An 18,976-nucleotide genomic window follows, 5' to 3' on the forward strand; every position below is an offset into this window, starting at 1 on the left:
ATGGTATTCGAAAAAATTCAAGAAATCGTAGCGGAAGAATTAGGGAAGGAAACGACTGAAATCCAGTTGACGACTAACATTCAAGAAGATTTGGAAGCTGATAGCTTGGACTTGTTCCAAATTATTAACGAAATTGAAGATGAATTCGATGTGAAAATCGAAACAGAAGAAGGCATCAAAACAGTTGGGGATTTAGTGAAATACGTGGAAGCTCAACAAGCCTAAGAAATGGTTAAATAAAGACGTTGTGCCCGCGCTTTGTCAGACGGGCCTTCAGTCTTTCTTATAATGGGAGGAGGTTATTTGTTCCTCTCATTATAAGAAAAACTGAAAATCAACTATTTTATGATAAAGGAGCCATCGATGAAAACAGCATTTTTGTTTAGTGGCCAAGGGGCTCAGTACACTGGTATGGGGCAGGACCTCTATGAAACCCATGAGGTGATGAAGCAAACAGTCGCCGAAGCTAGTGATATTTTAGGCTATGATCTGGCAGCGATTTGCTTTGATGAAGCCAATAGCGATTTATTGAATCAAACAGAATACACCCAACCAGCGATTTTGACCATCAGCGTGGGACTTTTGCGTTTGCTGGAAGCTGAAGTTGGCAAACCCGATGCGGTGGCTGGCTTGAGTCTTGGCGAATATACTGCATTGGTGGCGAGTGGCGCCTTATCTTTTGCTGATGGGGTGGCTTTAGTCGCAAAGCGCGGCGCTTACATGGCGAATGCCGCACCGCAAGGAACAGGCAAAATGGTCGCTGTGATGAATGCAGATCCGTCCTTGATTGAAGCCTGCTGTCAAAAAGCTTCGTCATTGGGAATCGTTGCGCCGGCCAATTACAATACCCCACAGCAAATCGTCATCGGGGGAGCAGTCGCCGCGGTGGATCAAGCAGTGGCTTTACTGACAGCCCAGGGAGTGAAACGGATGATTGAGCTGAAAGTCAGTGGTCCTTTTCATACCGCCTTGCTAAAACCAGCGGCCGAGCAACTAAAAGAGGCTTTAGCAGCAGTTAACTTTGATGAGATGACGATCCCAGTTATCAGCAATACCACGGCTCAAATTATGCCGAAAGACGCTATCAAAGGCTTGTTGCAACAACAGGTGATGTCGCCGGTGCGTTTTTATGAGAGTGTGGCTACTTTGAAAGAACTCGGGGTTCAGCGAGCGGTTGAGATTGGCCCTGGGAAAACATTGTCCGGCTTTATGAAAAAAATCGATAAGACCATCGCTATGACTCGTGTGGAAGATGCCCAAACCTTGGCAGATACCATCGCAGTCCTTAAGGCATGATCGGAGGATAACATGGAATTACAAGGAAAAAATGTTCTTATTACCGGCTCCACTCGTGGCATTGGTTGGGGAATTGCCCAAGCCTTTGCCAAAGAAGGCTGCCATATCATCTTAAATGGTCGTGGCCCGGTTGCCCAAGAGCTGATTGCTGCCATCGAAGCACAGGGCGTCAGATGTATCGGTGTTTCTGGCGATATCTCTGATTTTGCCAAAGCCGGGGAGTTACTCGCTGAGGCAGAAGCACAATTGGGCCCGGTCCATGTGTTGATCAACAATGCGGGTATTACCAATGATAAGTTGATGTTGCGGATGACTGAAGGGGACTTCGACCAAGTGGTAAAAATCAACTTGGGGGGCACCTTCAATATGACGCAACATGCCTTGAAGAAAATGATGAAACTGCGGGAAGGGGTCATTATCAATATGGCTTCGGTCTCGGGATTGATGGGGAATTTAGGTCAAGCCAATTATGCGGCTTCAAAAGCTGGCGTGGTCGGTTTTACCAAATCAGTCGCTCGGGAAGCCGCTGCTCGCGGAATTACCGTCAATGCCATTGCTCCAGGGTTTATTGAAACAGAAATGACAGCGGTCCTTTCTGATAAAGTCAAAGAACAAGCGGCTCAAAGCATTCCTCTGAAGCATTTCGGACAAGTAGCTGAAGTAGCCCAAGCAGCGGTATTTCTCGCAAAAAATTCATATATTACAGGGCAAGTCCTCAATGTGGATGGTGGCCTGGTGATGCAAGGATAGGAAAGGGGTTAGACAAATGACACGGGTAGTAATTACAGGGTTTGGAGTCACTTCTCCCATCGGCAATGATGCCGAAACTTTTTTAACCAGTTTGAAAAACGGTAAAAATGGGATCGGTCCGATTACTCGCTTCGATGCGAGTGAAACGGGAATCACATTGGCCGGTGAAGTATCTGACTTTCCATTAGAAAAATATTTCGTCAAAAAAGATACCAAACGAATGGATTTGTTCTCTCTTTATGGCATCTATGCGGCACTGGATGCCATGGCGATGGCTGGATTGACCAAAGAAACCATTGCCGATCCTGATCGTTTTGGCGTGATGGTCTCATCCGGGATTGGTGGTTTACCAACGATCGAAGAACAAGTCATCAAAATGCACACCAAAGGAGCAAAACGGGTCTCACCAATGTTTGTACCGATGTCCATCGTAAACATGGTCGCCGGTAATATCGCTTTACGGGTGGGAGCAAAAGGAATTTGTACTTCGACTGTGACGGCGTGTGCTTCGGGAACCCATTCTATTGGGGAAGCTTTTCGCAATATTAAACACGGGTATAGTGATGTCATGTTGGCGGGTGGTGCAGAAGCCTCTATTTGTGAAATCGGCATCGCTGGGTTTGCCTCTTTGACCGCTTTGACTGCAGAAACCGATGCGGATAAAGCGTCCGTACCTTTTGATCGTTCCCGTTCCGGTTTTGTTATGGGGGAAGGTGCTGGGGTCTTACTATTAGAGTCATTGGAACATGCTCAAGCACGGGGGGCCAATATCTTAGGTGAAATCGTGGGTTACGGGGCTAACTGTGATGCCTATCATATGACTGCACCAACTCCAGATGGCTCTGGTGCGGGAAAAGCGATGTTGTTAGCCATGAATGAAGCCGGTATTGCAGCCAAAGAAGTGGACTATATCAATGCCCATGGTACTTCAACACCAGCCAATGATGTCGCTGAAGCCAAAGCGGTGGCGTATGCCTTTGGTGAAGCTGCTCAAGATGTTTATGTGAGCTCAACTAAATCCATGACGGGTCATTTATTAGGCGGTGCTGGTGGGGTGGAAGCTGTTGCGACATTATTGGCGTTACAAGAGCAGTTTGTTCCCCCAACCATCAATGTTAGTGAGCAAGACCCAGAAATCCAGTTAAATGTCGTGAAGAACCAAGCAATCGAAGGGAAGTTAACTTATGGAATGAGTAATTCCCTAGGCTTTGGTGGACACAATGCGGTGATTTTATTGAAACGTTGGGAGGCATAAGCGTTGAAAATTCAAGAAATTAAAGAGTTGTTGGGACAATTTGATGCCTCGACTTTGACGGAGTTTGACTTGAAAGATGGCGGCTTTGAACTGTATTTCAATAAAAACAGTGAGAGCCGTAAAACTGTTACAGCCGGTTCTGCAACTAGTACGCCAGCAGTTCCGGTAGCCATGGAAGGGTCTGCAAGTCATCAACTGCAGCTTGCCAATAACAGTTTGACTAACGAAACCATTCAGAATGTCGCACCGGAAGCGCCAGCGTCAGATGCGACTGGTACCGAGATTGTTTCCCCAGTGGTGGGAATCGTCTATCTCCAACCAGCACCAGACCAACCTGCTTTTAAAGCCGTGGGAGACCGGGTGAAAAAAGGGGAAGTGGTTTGTATCGTAGAAGCCATGAAAGTGATGAATGAAATCACAGCCGACATTGACGGTGAAATCGTCGCTATCAAAGTGGAAAATGAACAAGTGGTAGAGTTTAACCAGCCATTATTTATTGTGAAAGAAGGGTAAGCCAGTGAGCCTGATGACTATTGAAGAAATCAAAGCAATTATTCCCCATCGTTATCCATTTTTGTTGATTGATCGGGTGGAAGAAATGGAAGCTGGTAAAAAGATTGTGGCGAAGAAAAATGTCACCGTCAACGAACCATTTTTCCAAGGGCATTTTCCTGAAGAACCAGTGATGCCCGGTGTACTAATTATTGAAGCCTTAGCGGAAGCAGGGGCAGTCGCCTTGTTATCCCTACCAGATTATCAAGGGAAAACCGCTTATTTTGGTGCGTTGGACAAAGCGAAATTCCGTAAAAAAGTGGTTCCTGGTGATACGTTGATGTTGGAAGTAGAAATTACCAAAATCAAAGGCCCAGCTGGTGTGGGTAAAGGAATTGCTTATGTTGATGGCAAAAAAGCCTGTGAAGCAGAGCTAACATTTATGATCGGCTAGGTGAAAATATGTTTCAAAAAGTCTTAATCGCCAATCGCGGCGAAATTGCAGTTCGGGTGATTCGAGCCTGTCGTGAGTTGGGTATCCGGACCGTAGCGGTATATTCTGAAGCCGATCACGACGCCCTTCATGCCGAATTGGCTGATGAAGCAATCTGTATCGGACCCGCGAAAGCCGCAGATTCATACTTAAATGTGACTCAAATTTTGAGTGCGGCTTTAGTCACCCACGCAGAAGCGATTCATCCTGGATTTGGCTTTCTTTCGGAAAATAGTCGTTTTGCCTCTATGTGTGAGGAACTCAATTTGACATTTATCGGTCCCAAAGCGGCAACGATCGACGCGATGGGCAATAAAATCAATGCCCGTCAGTTGATGATTGAAGCCAACGTTCCGGTTATTCCCGGTAGTGATGGCGCGTTGACAGACGTCCATGAAGCATTAACCATAGCTGCTGAGATTGGCTATCCAGTGATGCTAAAAGCAGCAGCTGGTGGTGGCGGTAAAGGGATTCGAAAAGTACTTTCAGCCGAAGAGTTACCGCAGCATTTTGCTTCAGCACAACAAGAAGCCAAAGCAGCATTTGGCAATGATGAGATGTATTTGGAAAAAATCATCTATCCGGCAAGACATATCGAGGTGCAAATTCTCGGGGATGATTTTGGCAATGTGATTCATCTTGGGGAACGAGATTGTTCATTGCAACGAAACAATCAGAAAGTTCTCGAGGAGTCACCATCAGTGGTGATTACTGAGGAAAAACGCCAGCATCTCGGTCAAGCGGCGGTCCGGGCTGCCAAAGCTGTGGGGTATCGCAACGCCGGCACCATCGAATTTTTGATGGACCAAGCGGGGGCGTTTTACTTCATGGAAATGAACACTCGTATCCAAGTGGAACATCCGATTACTGAAATGGTCACAGGTGTGGATCTGGTGAAAAAGCAGTTGGAAATTGCTAGTGGTGAAGCCTTGAACTTAACTCAAGAGGAGATCATCATGACGGGTCATGCCATTGAATGTCGGATTAATGCAGAAAATCCTGCCTTCAACTTTGCGCCTTCTCCTGGTAAAATTCACAATCTCTTCTTGCCTAGTGGTGGCTTAGGCTTGCGGGTGGATAGTGGCATGTATTCCGGCTACACCATTCCACCGTATTACGATTCCATGATTGCCAAAATCATCGTTCACGGAGAAACCCGTTTTGAAGCTTTGATGAAAATGCAGCGGGCGTTGGGGGAATTGGTGACAGAAGGCGTTACTACCAATGCGGACTTTCAGATGGATTTGATCAGTCACCCCCAAGTGATTGCGGGAGATTATGATACGGCCTTTTTACAAGAATCTTTCTTACCAAATTGGACGCCGGAAAGCTAAAAACGTGCTGTAAGGCCAAAAGCAGCAACTCAGCGACAAATTGGTCGACCCTTTTACGTTAGGAGGATGAGGGATGGCGTTATTCAAAAAGAAAAATTATATCCGGATCAATCCTAATCGTGATGCAGTCCCCACGAAAAAAGGAAAACCGGAAGTTCCTGATAATCTTTGGGCCAAGTGTCCCAATTGCAAACACATGCTTTATACCAAAGATATTGGTTTGGAAAAAGTTTGCCCCCATTGTAGCTATAACTTTCGGATCAGTGTATGGGAGCGAATCGCGATCACCATTGATGAAAAAAGCTTTGAAGAGTGGGATGACGATGTGGTAACTAGTGATCCCTTGGCTTTTCCTGGCTATCAAGATAAAATCGCCAAAACCCAAGAACAGACTGGATTAAAAGAAGCCGTTTTAACTGGGAGAGCCACGATTAAAGGGCAGCCAGCAGCGATTGGTATCATGGATTCTCATTTCATTATGGGAAGTATGGGAACTGTGGTGGGGGAAAAGCTTACCCGCTTATTTGAAAAAGCCTTAGCGAAGGGCTTACCGGTGGTGATTTTTACCGCTTCCGGGGGGGCGCGGATGCAAGAAGGGATCTTTTCACTGATGCAGATGGCTAAAATCTCAGCGGCAGTCAAACGACATAGCGATGCCGGTTTGTTCTACTTGACGGTACTGACCGACCCGACGACCGGTGGTGTTACCGCTAGTTTTGCCATGGAGGGAGATATTATCCTGGCAGAACCCCAAAGCATGATCGGTTTTGCTGGACGTCGGGTAATCGAGCAGACCATTAAACAAGAGCTCCCGGAAGACTTCCAAAAGGCTGAGTTTTTATTGGCTCATGGCTTTGTGGATCAAATCGTGCCACGGACTCAATTAAGAGACCGAATCTGGCAACTATTACGACTGCATAGTCTTGAAAGGTGGGGCGCAGATGCCTAGTGCAAATGAAATTGTTCAATTAGCTCGAGCTAAAGAGCGTCCCACGGCTTTAGAATTCTTTGCCGAAATTTTTGATGACTTTCAAGAATGCCATGGCGATCGTTTGTATGGTGATGATGAAGCGATTGTCGGTGGGATTGCCTTATTGGATCACAAACCCGTGACGGTTATCGGGATTCAGAAAGGGCGGGACTTAAAAGAAAATCTCCAACGAAACTTTGGTGCTCCACATCCTGAAGGCTACCGTAAAGCCCTGCGTTTGATGAAACAAGCCGAAAAATTTGGCCGTCCGGTAATTACGTTTATCAATACGGCGGGGGCCTTTTGTGGTATTGGTGCCGAAGAACGTGGTGAAGGGGAAGCCATCGCCCGCAATTTGATGGAGATGTCTGGGTTAAAGGTGCCCATTATTGCTATCATTGTTGGGGAAGGGGGCAGTGGTGGCGCCTTGGCTTTGGCGGTAGGTGATGAAGTTTGGATGTTGGAACACGCCATCTATGCCATTTTATCCCCGGAAGGATTTGCCTCGATTTTATGGAAAGACGGAAGCCGTGCCCCAGAAGCTGCTGAATTGATGAAAATTACCGCACGGGAACTATTCGAGTTAAAGATTGTCGATAAAATCATCGCTGAAACAAACCGTGGTCATCGAATTGAAAGAGGCCGTATGATGAAAGAGCTACGTCTAAGTTTGATTAAGAAAATGAACGAGCTTGCCCAGCTCCCCACGGAAACATTGTTGGAAAAACGGTATCAGCGGTTTAGAACTTATTAAAAAGCGAGCGCATGTAAACACACGATTTTAAAAGTTGTGTTTACATGTGTTTTTTTGAATCAACATTTGGATAAATATACAAAAAAATCCAAAAAAAGATAAAAAATACGTGCAAATGCTTTTTGCGTATGTTAGGATGTATATAATCACAAAAACGATTGATAAAATGTATATTTATTTAAAGGGAGTGGCAAGGATGAAAAAGATGTTGAAATGGACATTAGCTTTATTAGCGATGGTTGTATTGGGGGCTTGTGGTAGTAGTAATGAAAGTACGGGGAAGAGTGCATCAAATACAAGTGATAGCCAGACTAAAACTGCGGGTAAGCTGGCTGCGATCCAGGAGAAGGGGGTTATTAAAGTTGGGACCTCCGCTGATTTTCCACCTTTTGAATTTCATACTTTAGTGGCGGGTAAAGATCAAATTGTCGGTGCGGATGTGGACATGGTAAATGCCATCGCGGAAGAACTCGGAGTCAAGGTGGAATGGAGTGATACCGATTTTGATACGATGTTAGCCTCTTTGCAAGCTGGTAATGTGGATATTGGCGTGTCAGGTATTTCGGCCACCGACGAACGGAAGGAAAATATGCTTTTTACGGATAACTATTATGTACCAAAACAAAATGTGGTTATCAAGAAAACAGATATGGATAAATATACGGAAATTGCTGATTTTAAAGGGAAGAAAGTCGGCGCTCAAAAAGGCTCGATTCAAGAAGGCGTTGTACAAGCGCAATTTACGGATTCCCAATTAGTTGCTATTGCGAAAATCCCGAGTTTAGTGATGGAAGTGAAAAGTGGTTCATTGGATGCATTGGTCCTTGAAGATAAAATTGCAGCTAGCTACGTTGCTCAAAATGAGGATTTAGTGATCGCTGATGTGGAAGTGACTTCAACCGATGACGAATCCTATTCAATTGCTTTACCAAAAGGCAGCGAGGATTTGCAAGAAGAACTCAATAGTATTTTAAAGAAGCTGATTGAGGAAGACAAGATTGCTGAATTTGTAGAAAAAAATGAAGCTTTAGCCAATGAAAAAGCTAAGTAAATCGATGGAGATGATGTCATGAACATCAATTTTGATTTTTTAACAACCTATTATCCTTACTTTATTTATGGCACCTTGGTGACGTTAATTATTTCAGTGATTACCATTATTTTTGGGACGATTATCGGTGTTATCATGGCTTTGCTGAAACTGTCAAAAATCCCGCCTTTGCGCTGGTTTGCGAATATTTATATTGAAGTTTTAAGGGGAACGCCGATGCTACTGCAAATTATGATTGGTTTTATTATTTTGCAAAACTACTTCCGCTTACCTGCCATTGACATTGGGATTTTATCGGTGGATCTCAGCCGCTTGATTCCGGGGATTATCGTAATTTCCTTGAACTCAGGGGCCTATGTGGCAGAGATTGTCCGGGGGGGAATCAATGCTGTGGATTACGGTCAGGCAGAAGCGGCGAGTTCGCTGGGATTACGTCCTTTCCAAGGGATGCGATATGTGATTTTACCGCAAGCATTGCGGAATATTTTGCCTCCTTTAGGGAATGAATTCATTGTTTTGATCAAAGATTCTTCGCTGCTATCGATTATCGGGATAGTGGAACTGATGAATAGCTCGCAAATTGTGATTACTAGCACCTTTACTCCTTTATCACCTTATTTTGTTGCAGCGGCAATCTATTTCATCATTACTTTTGCCACCTCAAGAGCCTTAGGAGTTTGGGAGAAGCATCTGGGGCGAGGGTATCATCGTTAGTTTGTCAAAACGTGGGAGGTGTTGATGGGATGGAAGCGTTAATTAAAGTACATGGTTTAACCAAGTCTTTTGGTGACAATCAGGTTTTAAAAGGAATTGATACTCAAATTGAAAAAGGGGAAGTCGTGGTTATTATCGGTCCTTCAGGTTCAGGAAAAAGTACGTTTCTGAGGTGCTTAAATTTGTTAGAAGTGCCTACATCAGGAAGTGTAGTATTTGAAGGAGTAACGATTACCGATAAGAAAAATGATATCTATACCATGCGGGAAAAGATGGGGATGGTTTTTCAGAATTTCAACCTCTTTCCAAATTTGACCGTCATGGATAATATCACGCTGGCACCCATCAAAGTTAAAAAACAATCCAAGAGCCAAGCGGAAGCCTGTGGCAATCATTTGTTAGCCAAAGTTGGCCTTGCAGAAAAAGCAGCGGCTTATCCCCAATCTTTGTCTGGGGGACAAATGCAACGCATCGCTATTGCCCGTGCTTTAGCGATGCAACCGGATGTCATGCTTTTCGATGAACCAACCTCAGCCTTGGATCCAGAAATGGTGGGGGAAGTGCTAGGGGTAATGCAGGATTTAGCTAAAGAAGGAATGACCATGGTGATTGTCACCCATGAAATGGGCTTTGCAAAAGAAGTCGGCGATCGTATCTTATTTATGGATGAAGGAGTTATCCTAGAAGAGGGGACGCCAGCTGAAGTGTTCAATCATCCGACAAATCCTCGAACCAGTGATTTTCTGGCAAAAGTTTTATAAGAGATGACAGCGATTATGAAAGTTTCTAAGTCGCTGTCACTTTTTTGTTAAGAAAATCGTGTAAATGAACCCGTAATTTTTTTCAAGAAAAGACTTGTCATCTTTTTGAAAAAGTAATATACTAGGTTCATCGGAAAAAATGCGGGTGTAGTTTAGTGGTAAAACAGAAGCTTCCCAAGCTTCCGTCGCGAGTTCGATTCTCGTCACCCGCTTAGCCTAGAAACCTTGGTGTACCAAGGTTTTTTCTTTTCGTCTCGATTTGTTGATATCATTGAATATCAGCAAATATCAAGCCCGTCTAAACTATTATCTAAACTACTTTTCGGATTCAGTCATCTCTACAAATGCTTGTATAACAAGGATTGAGACGATTGAATCCTTTTTTATTTCTAGACTCTAAACTATTTAGCTTAGAGCATTCGCTAAGGGATTGATCGAGTCGATTTTCTCTTCTTGATAAACTCCAGCGTAGGTATCCATTGTCATTGAAAAAGTTCTTCAGGATTTTCACCAATTTGATTGATATTAGGTGTGAATAAACAGTGTTTAGGTAGTGGATGATACTTAGCAATCTATTCAAGAAAAAACGACATCGACTAAGGGAATTTTTCCTGTAGCGTGTTGTTTTTAAGAAGAATATCGTATGTCTTTCGTATTTTCAAATGTGTAATTTTTGAGGTGGTATTCTTTGCTTATTTAATGAATGTCAAAAATCTTTGATCCCAAATCTCCTCATAGAAGGTAATCGTCGCTTCTGCTGTCATATAGTCGTTATTGTATGTCGTTGTTCCTCCCCTTCGCATCCATATCTCATATCCCAATCCATGGGCAAATTTAACGGTAGTGTCAATACAATACTCGGTCTGAGCACCACAAATTTCAAGGGAATAGCAGTCATTTTTTGTTAAAATCTCTTGTAAATTCGTGTGGTAAAAAGAGTTAGTATGAGTTTTCCTGACAAAATGGCTCTTTGTAGGTAGAATTAATTCTGGAAGAAGTTCCCACGTATTACTTTCGGGAATTAATGTTTTATCCTCATGTTGGATAAAAATAATCATTTTGTCGGCCTTATAGTAGTCGACAATCCTCTGATTGGTTTCTTTAACGATTTTTTTTAGGTTATGAATTGGTGTTTCACTATGACAAACACCAATTTGTAAATCGATAACGAGTAGTGCATCTGCGGTTAGTTTCATTGATTTCCTTCTTTCGAATTTTCTACTTAATAAAATAACTTTGGAGTAAGTATAAACAGAAGTGAGGATAGAAAACAAGCTTTTATCGTTAATCCAAAACAATGTTGAGTTTTCTTTGATTCCCCACAATTATTGATTAGTTAAACCACCACAAAAAGCCCTCAGGAAAGGCTGAGAGCTAGTCTTATCAAATTAATTTGTGGTCAACGTCGAGTTGTCGACCGCAGCATAACTCCCAAAGAAAGGTTGCAACGTTTGGATAACTTTTTTGTTGTTATCGATAATATCATTTTCAACTTGTAGCACTAGAAGTGGCTCGTGAAGACTCATTCGCAATAAGAACCAGCCAGTACCATAAGGAGCAGTTAGTTTAATGCGGATGCCTTCTTCATTTGCAGGATTAAGCTCCCAGCCATCAATTTGACTGACATAGTCAGCCAATTGGGCAATGACTTTTTCACCGACTTCACGGTAGTTATCGCCGGTAATCTTTAGTCGTAGTTCTAATGTTTCAGCCGGTTGTTTCAAGTCGGCAATCAAATCAGTCAAGTTGCGGCCTGCTTTAATGAGTTTTGGCAAGGTCATTAAAATTTTGGCAATAACATAAGCGCCATCATCAAGAAAATAGTTTTCTTTAAAAGCGGCATGACCACTGGTTTCAATCGCTAATTGGCAGTCCAGCCCGGCATTGTTTAGAGCGATAGCTTTATTGATCACATTGCGATAGCCGGAAATATAGCGAACTTGGATTCCTCCTAGGTTTTCAATGAAGTCTTTTAAATGATCGGTAGTTGGCGAATTGGTCACGATGCGAGTTCCAGGGTGTTCTGCTAAGATAATTTGACTGAGTAAGGCAATTAGATTGTTGCGATTTAAGACATTGCCATCAGCGGTAACTAGGGCTGCGCGATCGACATCGGTATCAAAAATAACGCCTAAATCGGCTTTGTGGTGTAGGACCGCAGCTTTAATACTTGCCATAGCTTCTTTATTATCGGGATTTGGTATGTGATTCGGGAAGTGACCATCGGGATCAAGAAACTGAGAGCCAGTCGTGTCTGCTCCCAGGGATTGGAGGACTTGACTGGCAAAAAAGCCACCAGCTCCATTGCCTGCATCCACCAGTATTTTCATCTTGGCTAACGGTTTGTCACTGGTTGTAGCCATGCCTTTTTTGATTTTGCTCACTAGGTCATGGGCATAAGGTGTGAGTATATCAGCATGGCGCAATCTGCCGGGAACGCTTGCTTTTGTCACTGTTTCAGCGTGGGATAAAATCCAGCTGATATCCTCTTTTTCAGCGCCACCATTTTGGGAGAAGATTTTGATGCCGTTGTAAAAGAAAGGAAGATGGCTAGCGGTAAGCATCAAACCCAAGTCACAGTTGAACTCGGGAAATTGGGTAGCCATGAACATCGCCGGGGTCGTAGCTAATCCAAAGTCGATTACATCCCCGCCGCCAGCAAGTAATTCTTTAATCAGGGCATCCGCCAAATCAGGTCCGCTGAGACGACTATCGCGACCGATGCCAATCAAAGGGGGACGCTTGTTTTGCTTGTGGCTCCAAGCCAATAAGCCCCCCGCGATTTGACGAATTGTTTCTGGGGTTAGATTGGCACTTTGTTCAGCGGTGGCGATTGCAATGCCACGAATATCAGAACCATTTTTCAATTCAAGTAGATTTCCCATAAAGTCCATCCTTTCAAAATGAGTATTACCAAGATCAGGTAGTTCTTTAGTAAAGAAAGCGGGTTTCGTGCTAAAGGAGAGCCAGATTTTTTTGTTACTTGTAGTATACCAAAGAACGAGTTTCTTTACAGTAAAAAATACCAAAAAGATTTTCTTCTGTCTGTGCTCATCGATAACACCTTCACCATTTTTGGGGCTAATGGCTAGCTGTTTCATTTATTAACAGCAGTTAACTCACCGAAAGTGAAGTCGAACTTTTGGCGTTAGCAGTTCTTAAAATAAACGTTGCACTCGCAACTATACTTCGCTATTCTAGAATAGAAATGAGTTGCGCGCTATTTTCTTCTATAAAAAGAATCTGCTGAAATGATAGTTTGTTTGCAAATAATTGGCACAGGAGGAGTCGTTTTGGAATCAACCATGCGCTTGATTAATCGTATTGCCCGTTTAGCCCAACTTTATCGCGAAAAGGAACTCGCAAAGTATGGTTTAGGTGGGATGCATCACACCTATATTTTGAATATTTGCCGTAACCCTGGCATTACCCAGGACCAACTAGCGAAACTGATTTTTGTGAATAAAAGTAATGTTACTCGCCAGTTGGCTAGCCTTGAAAAAGCGGGTTTTGTGACCCGCCAAGTGAGTGCTCAAGATGCTCGGAAAATAGAAGTTTATCCAACAGCAAAAGCTGAAAGTACGTTGCCTGCGATTCAGCATATTTTAAAGGAATGGAATCAAGAATTGATGGCAGGATGGTCGGAAGCACGTCAGCAAAATTTTATTGCGGAGCTTGAGCAATTGTTAACGCGAGCCCAGACGATGACTTATGGAGAAGAGGATAAGACATGAAATTTCTAATTACCTATGTCAAACCTTATACAAAACGGATGGCAGCAGGGATGAGCATCAAGTTTGCTGGAGCGATTATGGATTTGCTGCTACCGTGGATTTTAGCTTATATCTTAGACAGCGTTATTCCCACGGGAAGTCGACAACGGATTTATCTCTGGGGAGGGGTAATGCTCTTGTGTTCGGTGATGGCAATTGTCACCAACATTATTGCCAATCGTATGGCTGCCCGTGTTGCCAGAGATACTACCAAGAGTATTCGCGGTGATCTGTTTAGCAAAATTACTGAGTTATCCACTGCCCAAGTAGAAGAATTTACGGTACCTTCGTTGGTCTCGCGATTGACAACGGATACCTATAATCTTCATCAAACAGTAGGCATGATCCAACGCTTGGGGATTCGGGCTCCCATTTTGTTAATTGGTGGTATTTTTATCACCTTCAGCTTGGATCCAGTTTTGACTATGGTGTTAATTTCGATGGTCCCCTTCACGATTGTTTTGGTAACGATGATTTCTCGTAAAGGAGTTCCCTTATTTGCCCAACAACAAGTTAGGGTCGATCAGTTGGTACGCACGGTTCGAGAAAATATTGCGGGAGCTCGGGTGGTTAAGGCTCTATCGAAAGGGGACTATGAGAAAAAACGTTTTGCCCACGTGAATCAACAGCTGGTGGCTGCGGAAACGAAGGCAAATGTGACGATGGCTGCGACGCCACCATTAATGGATTTACTTTTAAACTTAGGTTTGACTTTGGTAGTGGTAGTTAGTGCCTTTCGTGTAAATAATGGGTTGACACAACCGGGGGTGATTGTCGCTTTTTTGACTTATTTTACGATTATTTTAAATGCGATGCTGTCCATCACCCGGATTTTTACGGTATTTTCGCGAGGCATTGCTTCGGCAGAGCGTATCGCAGAGGTGATGCGGGTGCCGCAGCAATTAAAGCAAGTCACCTCTGGTCATGTTTCTGAGGCGTACTTAGCCTTCGAGTCGGTTTCTTTTCATTACCCGAGTAGTAAGGAAACCATCCACGATTTAAGCTTTACTATGGCTCGCGGTGAAACCCTTGGTATCTTAGGTGCGACGGGAAGTGGCAAATCCACTATCGCGAAACTATTATTGCGCTTGTACGATCCGACTAAAGGCCAGATTGTTTTGGATGGGCGGGCGTTACAAAGCTATGCACCTTCAGAATTGTATGCCAAATTTGGTGTGGTTCTGCAAAAGGATGTGATTTTTGCAGATACCTTACGAGAAAATATTGCCTTTGGACGTGACTTTTCCGATGAGGTGCTTTGGGAAGCAGTTAAAAATGCCCAAGCTCTGGAATTTGTTCAGCAATTGCCAGGGGGCTTGGATTATCTCTTGGAATCGAAAGGCGCTAACCTCAGTGGTGGCCAGAAACAACGGGTTTTATTGGCTCGAGGGATGGCCGGACATCCCGAGGTTTTGCTTTTGGATGATTCAGCTAGTGCATTGGATTATCAAACCGATGCCAAACTACGCCAAGTCTTAGCAACCGAATTCGCCAGTTCCACAAAACTGATCATTGCGCAACGAATTAGTTCGATTCAACATGCAGACCAGATTTTGTTGTTGGAAAATGGTGAGCTTGTAGGATTGGGTGATCATGAGACTCTTTTAGCCACCAATTTACTTTATCAAGCGATTTATCAAGGCCAAACAGGAGGAGAAGCCCTTGTCAGCTAGCAAAAAGGCTGTGAACCAAAAGTACTTCCAGAATAATGAGTCAATCAAACCAAACAATCGTAAGCAGACATTAATTCGTTTAGGGCAGTACCTCTATCCACTGAAATGGTTATTTTTATTGGCGGCAGCACTTATGATGGTTGCTAACTTGTTTGCTTTGGTAGGACCGACTTTATCGGGTTATGCCATCGATGCCATCCAACTGGGACCTGGGAAAGTAATCTTTGAAAAAGTATTTTTCTATTGCAGTTTGATGGTTGTTTTTTATCTGACTTCGGCTGTCTTAAGCTACTTAATCAGTCGCTTAATGATTTATTTGAGCCAAAAGATTGTTTATTCCTTACGTAAAGAAGTGTTTGATAAGTTAATGACGTTGCCGATTCGCTATTTTGATCAAACACAAACCGGGGATATTATCAGTCGTATGAGTTATGACATTGATACCATTAACACTTCTTTAACCAACGATTCTGTCCAAATCCTGAGTAGTCTGGTGACGGTATGCGGTTCTTTAGTCATGATGGTGCTGATATCCCCGGTATTGGTCTTGGTTTTTGCCGTGACGGTACCGATTTCAATCCTATTAACTCGTTACTTGATGAAAAAATTCCGGCCTCTTTTTCGCCTGCGCAGTCGACGTCTGGGGGAGCTGAATGGATTTGCTGAAGAGATGTTATCCGGTCAGCAGACCATCAAGGTTTATCATCAAGAAGAACGGCTGAAAAAGGGGTTTAAAGAAAAGAATAACGCTGCGGTGGAGGCGTACTATAAGGCAGAGTACTATGGTAGTATGACGGGACCTTCCATCAATTTTATCAATAATTTATCGCTGTCTTTAATTAGTGTTTTTGGTGCCTTGCTTTTTTTACAAGGAAATCTGTCGTTGGGACAAGTGTCATCTTTTGTTCTCTATTCCCGAAAGTTTTCCGGCCCCATCAATGAAATGGCTAATATTTTCAGTGAACTTCAGTCGGCCTTGGCAGCGGCTGAACGGGTCTTTAATTTGCTGGATGAAGCGCCTGAGCCAGCAGATTTACCAAATGCACAGACGATGGACAAAGCAAATGGGGAGGTCACGTTTCAGCAAGTCAATTTTTCTTACGATGGCAGTCGTCCGATTATTCAAAATCTGAACTTGACAGTCAAAGCTGGCCAACTGGTGGCTATCGTAGGTCCGACTGGCGCTGGCAAAACCACCATTGTCAATCTGTTAATGCACTTTTATGATCCAGATTCGGGAAAAATCACCTTAGATGGACAGGACCTGATGACGATTACGCGGCGTAGTCTTCGGAAACGTTATGCCATGGTTTTACAAGATACGTGGCTTTTTACCGGTACAGTCTTTGAAAATTTAGTTTATGGTAATGAGGGAGCGACCTTGGCGGAGGTTATCCAAGTCACGAAAGCCGCTCATATCCACGAGTTCATCATGAAACTGCCAAAAGGTTATGATACGCTGATTTCTGAAGATGGTACCGGCCTTTCTCAAGGGCAAAAGCAATTGCTAACCATTGCCCGGGCGCTATTGTTGGATGCGGATCTGCTGATTTTGGATGAGGCCACCTCCAATGTGGATACTCAAACGGAACTGGTGATTCAACAAGCCATGGCTCAGCTGATGACTGGCAAGACCGCCTTTGTCATTGCCCATCGCTTATCAACCATACGCAATGCTGATTTGATTTTAGTAATCGACAATGGTCAAGTTGTCGAACAAGGAACCCACGAGGAATTGTTAAAGCTAAAAGGATTTTACGAGAAACTGTACCAAGCCCAATTTGAGATGCCTTGACAGCAACTTTCCCTTTTCAAGAAATCCTTCTTAAAAGAAAGCTAAATTAAAAGAGGGTCACTAGTTTTTTTAGGTGTTTTCCTGTATAATCAGCGTTTGAGGAGTGCAGAAGCTGTACTCCTCTTTTTGAGAAATGAAAACTGTCCGCTTAATGACGGGCATGTTTAGAAAAGGAAGTCGCTATGTTTTTAAGTTATAAACCTACTTGGATGGTGGAAGCCATATACCAAATTACCCCTGAGCAACTACAAAAAGCAGGGATTAAAGCGCTTTTGACAGATCTCGATAACACCTTAATCGCTTGGAATAATCCTGATGGTACCGAGGAGTTGCGACAGTGGTTAGCGGAGATGGCAGCAGCTGGTATCCCAGTCATCGTCGTGTCCAATAACAATGCTGAGCGGGTCCGGCAGGCGATTGCTCCTTTGGGGTTGGACTTTATTGCTAGAGCACTTAAACCCTTTGCTCGGGGGATCAAAGAAGCTTGTCGTAAGTTACAACTGCAACCATCCGAAGTCGTGATGGTGGGAGACCAATTGATGACGGACATCAAAGCGGCCCATTCAGCAGGGGTTCGCAGTATCTTAGTCAAACCAGTCGTAGCAACGGATGCTTGGAATACGCGGATTAATCGCTTTTTTGAAAGCAAAATCATTAAACATTTACAAAAAAATCATCCAGATATGGTCTGGCGAGGTGACTTGAATGACTGATAAACAAGCAACAATTGACGAAAGGGAAGAAGCCCTTCACTGTATCGGCTGTGGTGCGGTTATCCAAACACAGATCCCTGACGAGTTGGGCTATACGCCACAGTCGGCTTTGGATAAAGGGTTGGTCACAGGGGAAGTCTACTGCCAACGCTGCTTCCGTTTGCGGCATTACAATGAGATTCAAGATGTCTCATTGACAGATGATGACTTCTTGCGTTTGCTAAATGAATTAGGTCAAACGGAGGCTTTGATCGTCAATGTCGTGGATATTTTTGACTTTAATGGTTCCTTGATTCCCGGTTTACACCGGTTTGTGGGAGATAATCCCGTCTTATTAGTAGGGAATAAAGTCGATATCTTACCGAAATCTTTGAAAAAACCTAAGATGACTCAGTGGATGCGGGAACGTGCTCATGAAGCGGGCTTACGACCAGTAGAGGTCATGTTGACAAGTGCTAAAAAGCCTCAAGAGATGGAGCAATTGCTGAAAACTATCGAAAAGTATCGTAAAGGCCGTGATGTTTACGTGGTGGGAGTGACCAATGTCGGGAAATCCACCTTAATCAATGCTATTATCAAGCAAACGGCTGGCATCAAAGATTTGATAACCACTTCACGATTTCCAGGAACCACCCTTGATAAGATTGAAATTCCTTTAGACGATGGACATTTCCTAATTGACACGCCAGGAATCATTCACCGACATCAAATGGCCCATTATCTTGGAAGCAAAGATTTGAAAATCATCGCCCCTACAAAAGAAATCAAACCGAAAGTTTACCAGTTGAATCCGGGACAGACGCTCTTTTTCGGTGGTTTGGCGCGATTTGACTTTGTGAGTGGGAAACGGAGCTCGTTTGTTGCTTATATGGCCAATGATATTGAAATTCATCGGACGAAGCTAGAAAAAGCAGATGAATTTTATGTCAAACATGTTGGTGGTTTATTGCAGCCGCCACGCCCAGATGAGGTGGCGACTTTCCCTGAGTTGGCTGCTTTTGAGTTTGCAATCAAGGAGAAAACTGATATCGTTTTTGCCGGTTTAGGCTGGGTGACGGTTACCGAACCAGGTATCGTCCGAGGTTGGGCGCCGGTGGGTGTGGATGTTTTGCGCCGGAAAGCACTAGTATAAAATATGGCAGGGTCTAGCAA

General features: G+C 43.7%; 19 protein-coding genes and 1 tRNA gene. 18 read left to right on the top strand and 2 right to left on the bottom strand.

The window, feature by feature from the left end:
- From ACO03U_RS05140 to ACO03U_RS05200, 13 genes are all read left to right on the top strand, one after another.
- Positions 1–225, top strand: a complete 225-nt coding sequence (locus tag ACO03U_RS05140) for an acyl carrier protein (RefSeq protein WP_161868918.1) — start codon at positions 1–3, stop codon at positions 223–225.
- 138 nt (positions 226–363) lie between these two features.
- Entirely contained in the window at positions 364–1,296 is a 933-nt protein-coding gene (gene fabD, locus ACO03U_RS05145; protein ID WP_204686617.1) for an ACP S-malonyltransferase, read from the top strand.
- A gap of 12 nt (positions 1,297–1,308) precedes the next feature.
- A complete protein-coding gene (gene fabG / locus ACO03U_RS05150) occupies positions 1,309–2,046 on the top strand; it encodes a 3-oxoacyl-[acyl-carrier-protein] reductase (protein WP_204686618.1) in 738 nt (245 codons plus the stop codon).
- A 16-nt stretch (positions 2,047–2,062) separates the two neighbouring features.
- Positions 2,063–3,301 (top strand): beta-ketoacyl-ACP synthase II, encoded by a 1,239-nt coding sequence (gene fabF, locus ACO03U_RS05155; RefSeq protein WP_204686621.1) that lies wholly within the window; start codon positions 2,063–2,065, stop codon positions 3,299–3,301.
- A gap of 3 nt (positions 3,302–3,304) precedes the next feature.
- A complete protein-coding gene (gene accB, locus ACO03U_RS05160; protein WP_204686623.1) occupies positions 3,305–3,814 on the top strand; it encodes an acetyl-CoA carboxylase biotin carboxyl carrier protein in 510 nt (169 codons plus the stop codon).
- A 13-nt stretch (positions 3,815–3,827) separates the two neighbouring features.
- The gene (gene fabZ / locus ACO03U_RS05165; protein ID WP_204686695.1) at positions 3,828–4,247 is read left to right on the top strand and encodes a 3-hydroxyacyl-ACP dehydratase FabZ; all 420 of its coding nucleotides are present in this window, start codon (positions 3,828–3,830) and stop codon (positions 4,245–4,247) included.
- An 8-nt stretch (positions 4,248–4,255) separates the two neighbouring features.
- Positions 4,256–5,620 carry an acetyl-CoA carboxylase biotin carboxylase subunit gene (locus tag ACO03U_RS05170; protein WP_204686625.1) on the top strand — a complete coding sequence of 455 codons (1,365 nt, stop codon included), beginning with the start codon at positions 4,256–4,258 and terminating at the stop codon, positions 5,618–5,620.
- 73 nt (positions 5,621–5,693) lie between these two features.
- Positions 5,694–6,569 carry an acetyl-CoA carboxylase, carboxyltransferase subunit beta gene (gene accD, locus ACO03U_RS05175; RefSeq protein WP_204686627.1) on the top strand — a complete coding sequence of 292 codons (876 nt, stop codon included), beginning with the start codon at positions 5,694–5,696 and terminating at the stop codon, positions 6,567–6,569.
- Complete coding sequence (locus tag ACO03U_RS05180; RefSeq protein ID WP_161868911.1) at positions 6,562–7,344, top strand: acetyl-CoA carboxylase carboxyl transferase subunit alpha; 783 nt, start codon at positions 6,562–6,564, stop codon at positions 7,342–7,344. The genes accD and ACO03U_RS05180 overlap by 8 nt, the downstream gene beginning before the upstream one ends.
- 196 nt (positions 7,345–7,540) lie before the next feature.
- Positions 7,541–8,395: a transporter substrate-binding domain-containing protein gene (locus ACO03U_RS05185; RefSeq protein WP_204686629.1), complete on the top strand. Its 855-nt coding sequence runs from the start codon at positions 7,541–7,543 to the stop codon at positions 8,393–8,395.
- A gap of 24 nt (positions 8,396–8,419) precedes the next feature.
- On the top strand, positions 8,420–9,109 hold the full coding sequence (locus ACO03U_RS05190; protein WP_204686696.1) for an amino acid ABC transporter permease: 690 nt from the start codon (positions 8,420–8,422) through the stop codon (positions 9,107–9,109).
- Between the two features lie 29 nt (positions 9,110–9,138).
- A complete protein-coding gene (locus ACO03U_RS05195) occupies positions 9,139–9,870 on the top strand; it encodes an amino acid ABC transporter ATP-binding protein (RefSeq protein ID WP_204686631.1) in 732 nt (243 codons plus the stop codon).
- 141 nt (positions 9,871–10,011) lie between these two features.
- Positions 10,012–10,082, top strand: a tRNA-Gly gene (locus ACO03U_RS05200).
- A gap of 480 nt (positions 10,083–10,562) precedes the next feature.
- Here ACO03U_RS05200 and ACO03U_RS05205 read toward each other — a convergent pair.
- Both ACO03U_RS05205 and ACO03U_RS05210 read right to left on the bottom strand, forming a co-directional pair.
- A complete protein-coding gene (locus ACO03U_RS05205; RefSeq protein WP_204686633.1) occupies positions 10,563–11,066 on the bottom strand; it encodes a cysteine hydrolase family protein in 504 nt (167 codons plus the stop codon).
- Between the two features lie 192 nt (positions 11,067–11,258).
- Positions 11,259–12,755: a phosphohexomutase domain-containing protein gene (locus tag ACO03U_RS05210; RefSeq protein WP_204686635.1), complete on the bottom strand. Its 1,497-nt coding sequence runs from the start codon at positions 12,753–12,755 to the stop codon at positions 11,259–11,261.
- 408 nt (positions 12,756–13,163) lie between these two features.
- Here ACO03U_RS05210 and ACO03U_RS05215 point away from each other — a divergent pair, with 408 nt between their 5' ends.
- From ACO03U_RS05215 to yqeH, 5 genes are all read left to right on the top strand, one after another.
- Positions 13,164–13,604, top strand: coding sequence for a MarR family winged helix-turn-helix transcriptional regulator (locus ACO03U_RS05215; RefSeq protein WP_204686637.1), 441 nt, complete (start codon positions 13,164–13,166; stop codon positions 13,602–13,604).
- Positions 13,601–15,316, top strand: a complete 1,716-nt coding sequence (locus tag ACO03U_RS05220; protein WP_204686639.1) for an ABC transporter ATP-binding protein — start codon at positions 13,601–13,603, stop codon at positions 15,314–15,316. The genes ACO03U_RS05215 and ACO03U_RS05220 overlap by 4 nt, the downstream gene beginning before the upstream one ends.
- A gap of 10 nt (positions 15,317–15,326) precedes the next feature.
- On the top strand, positions 15,327–17,111 hold the full coding sequence (locus tag ACO03U_RS05225; protein ID WP_204686697.1) for an ABC transporter ATP-binding protein: 1,785 nt from the start codon (positions 15,327–15,329) through the stop codon (positions 17,109–17,111).
- Between the two features lie 182 nt (positions 17,112–17,293).
- Positions 17,294–17,824 carry a YqeG family HAD IIIA-type phosphatase gene (locus tag ACO03U_RS05230; RefSeq protein WP_204686641.1) on the top strand — a complete coding sequence of 177 codons (531 nt, stop codon included), beginning with the start codon at positions 17,294–17,296 and terminating at the stop codon, positions 17,822–17,824.
- The gene (yqeH, locus tag ACO03U_RS05235) at positions 17,817–18,956 is read left to right on the top strand and encodes a ribosome biogenesis GTPase YqeH (protein ID WP_204686643.1); all 1,140 of its coding nucleotides are present in this window, start codon (positions 17,817–17,819) and stop codon (positions 18,954–18,956) included. Before ACO03U_RS05230 ends, yqeH begins: the two co-directional genes overlap by 8 nt.
- Positions 18,957–18,976: the final 20 nt, after the last annotated feature.

The organism is Enterococcus diestrammenae (assembly GCF_049384045.1).
GTDB lineage: Bacteria > Bacillota > Bacilli > Lactobacillales > Enterococcaceae > Enterococcus_C > Enterococcus_C diestrammenae.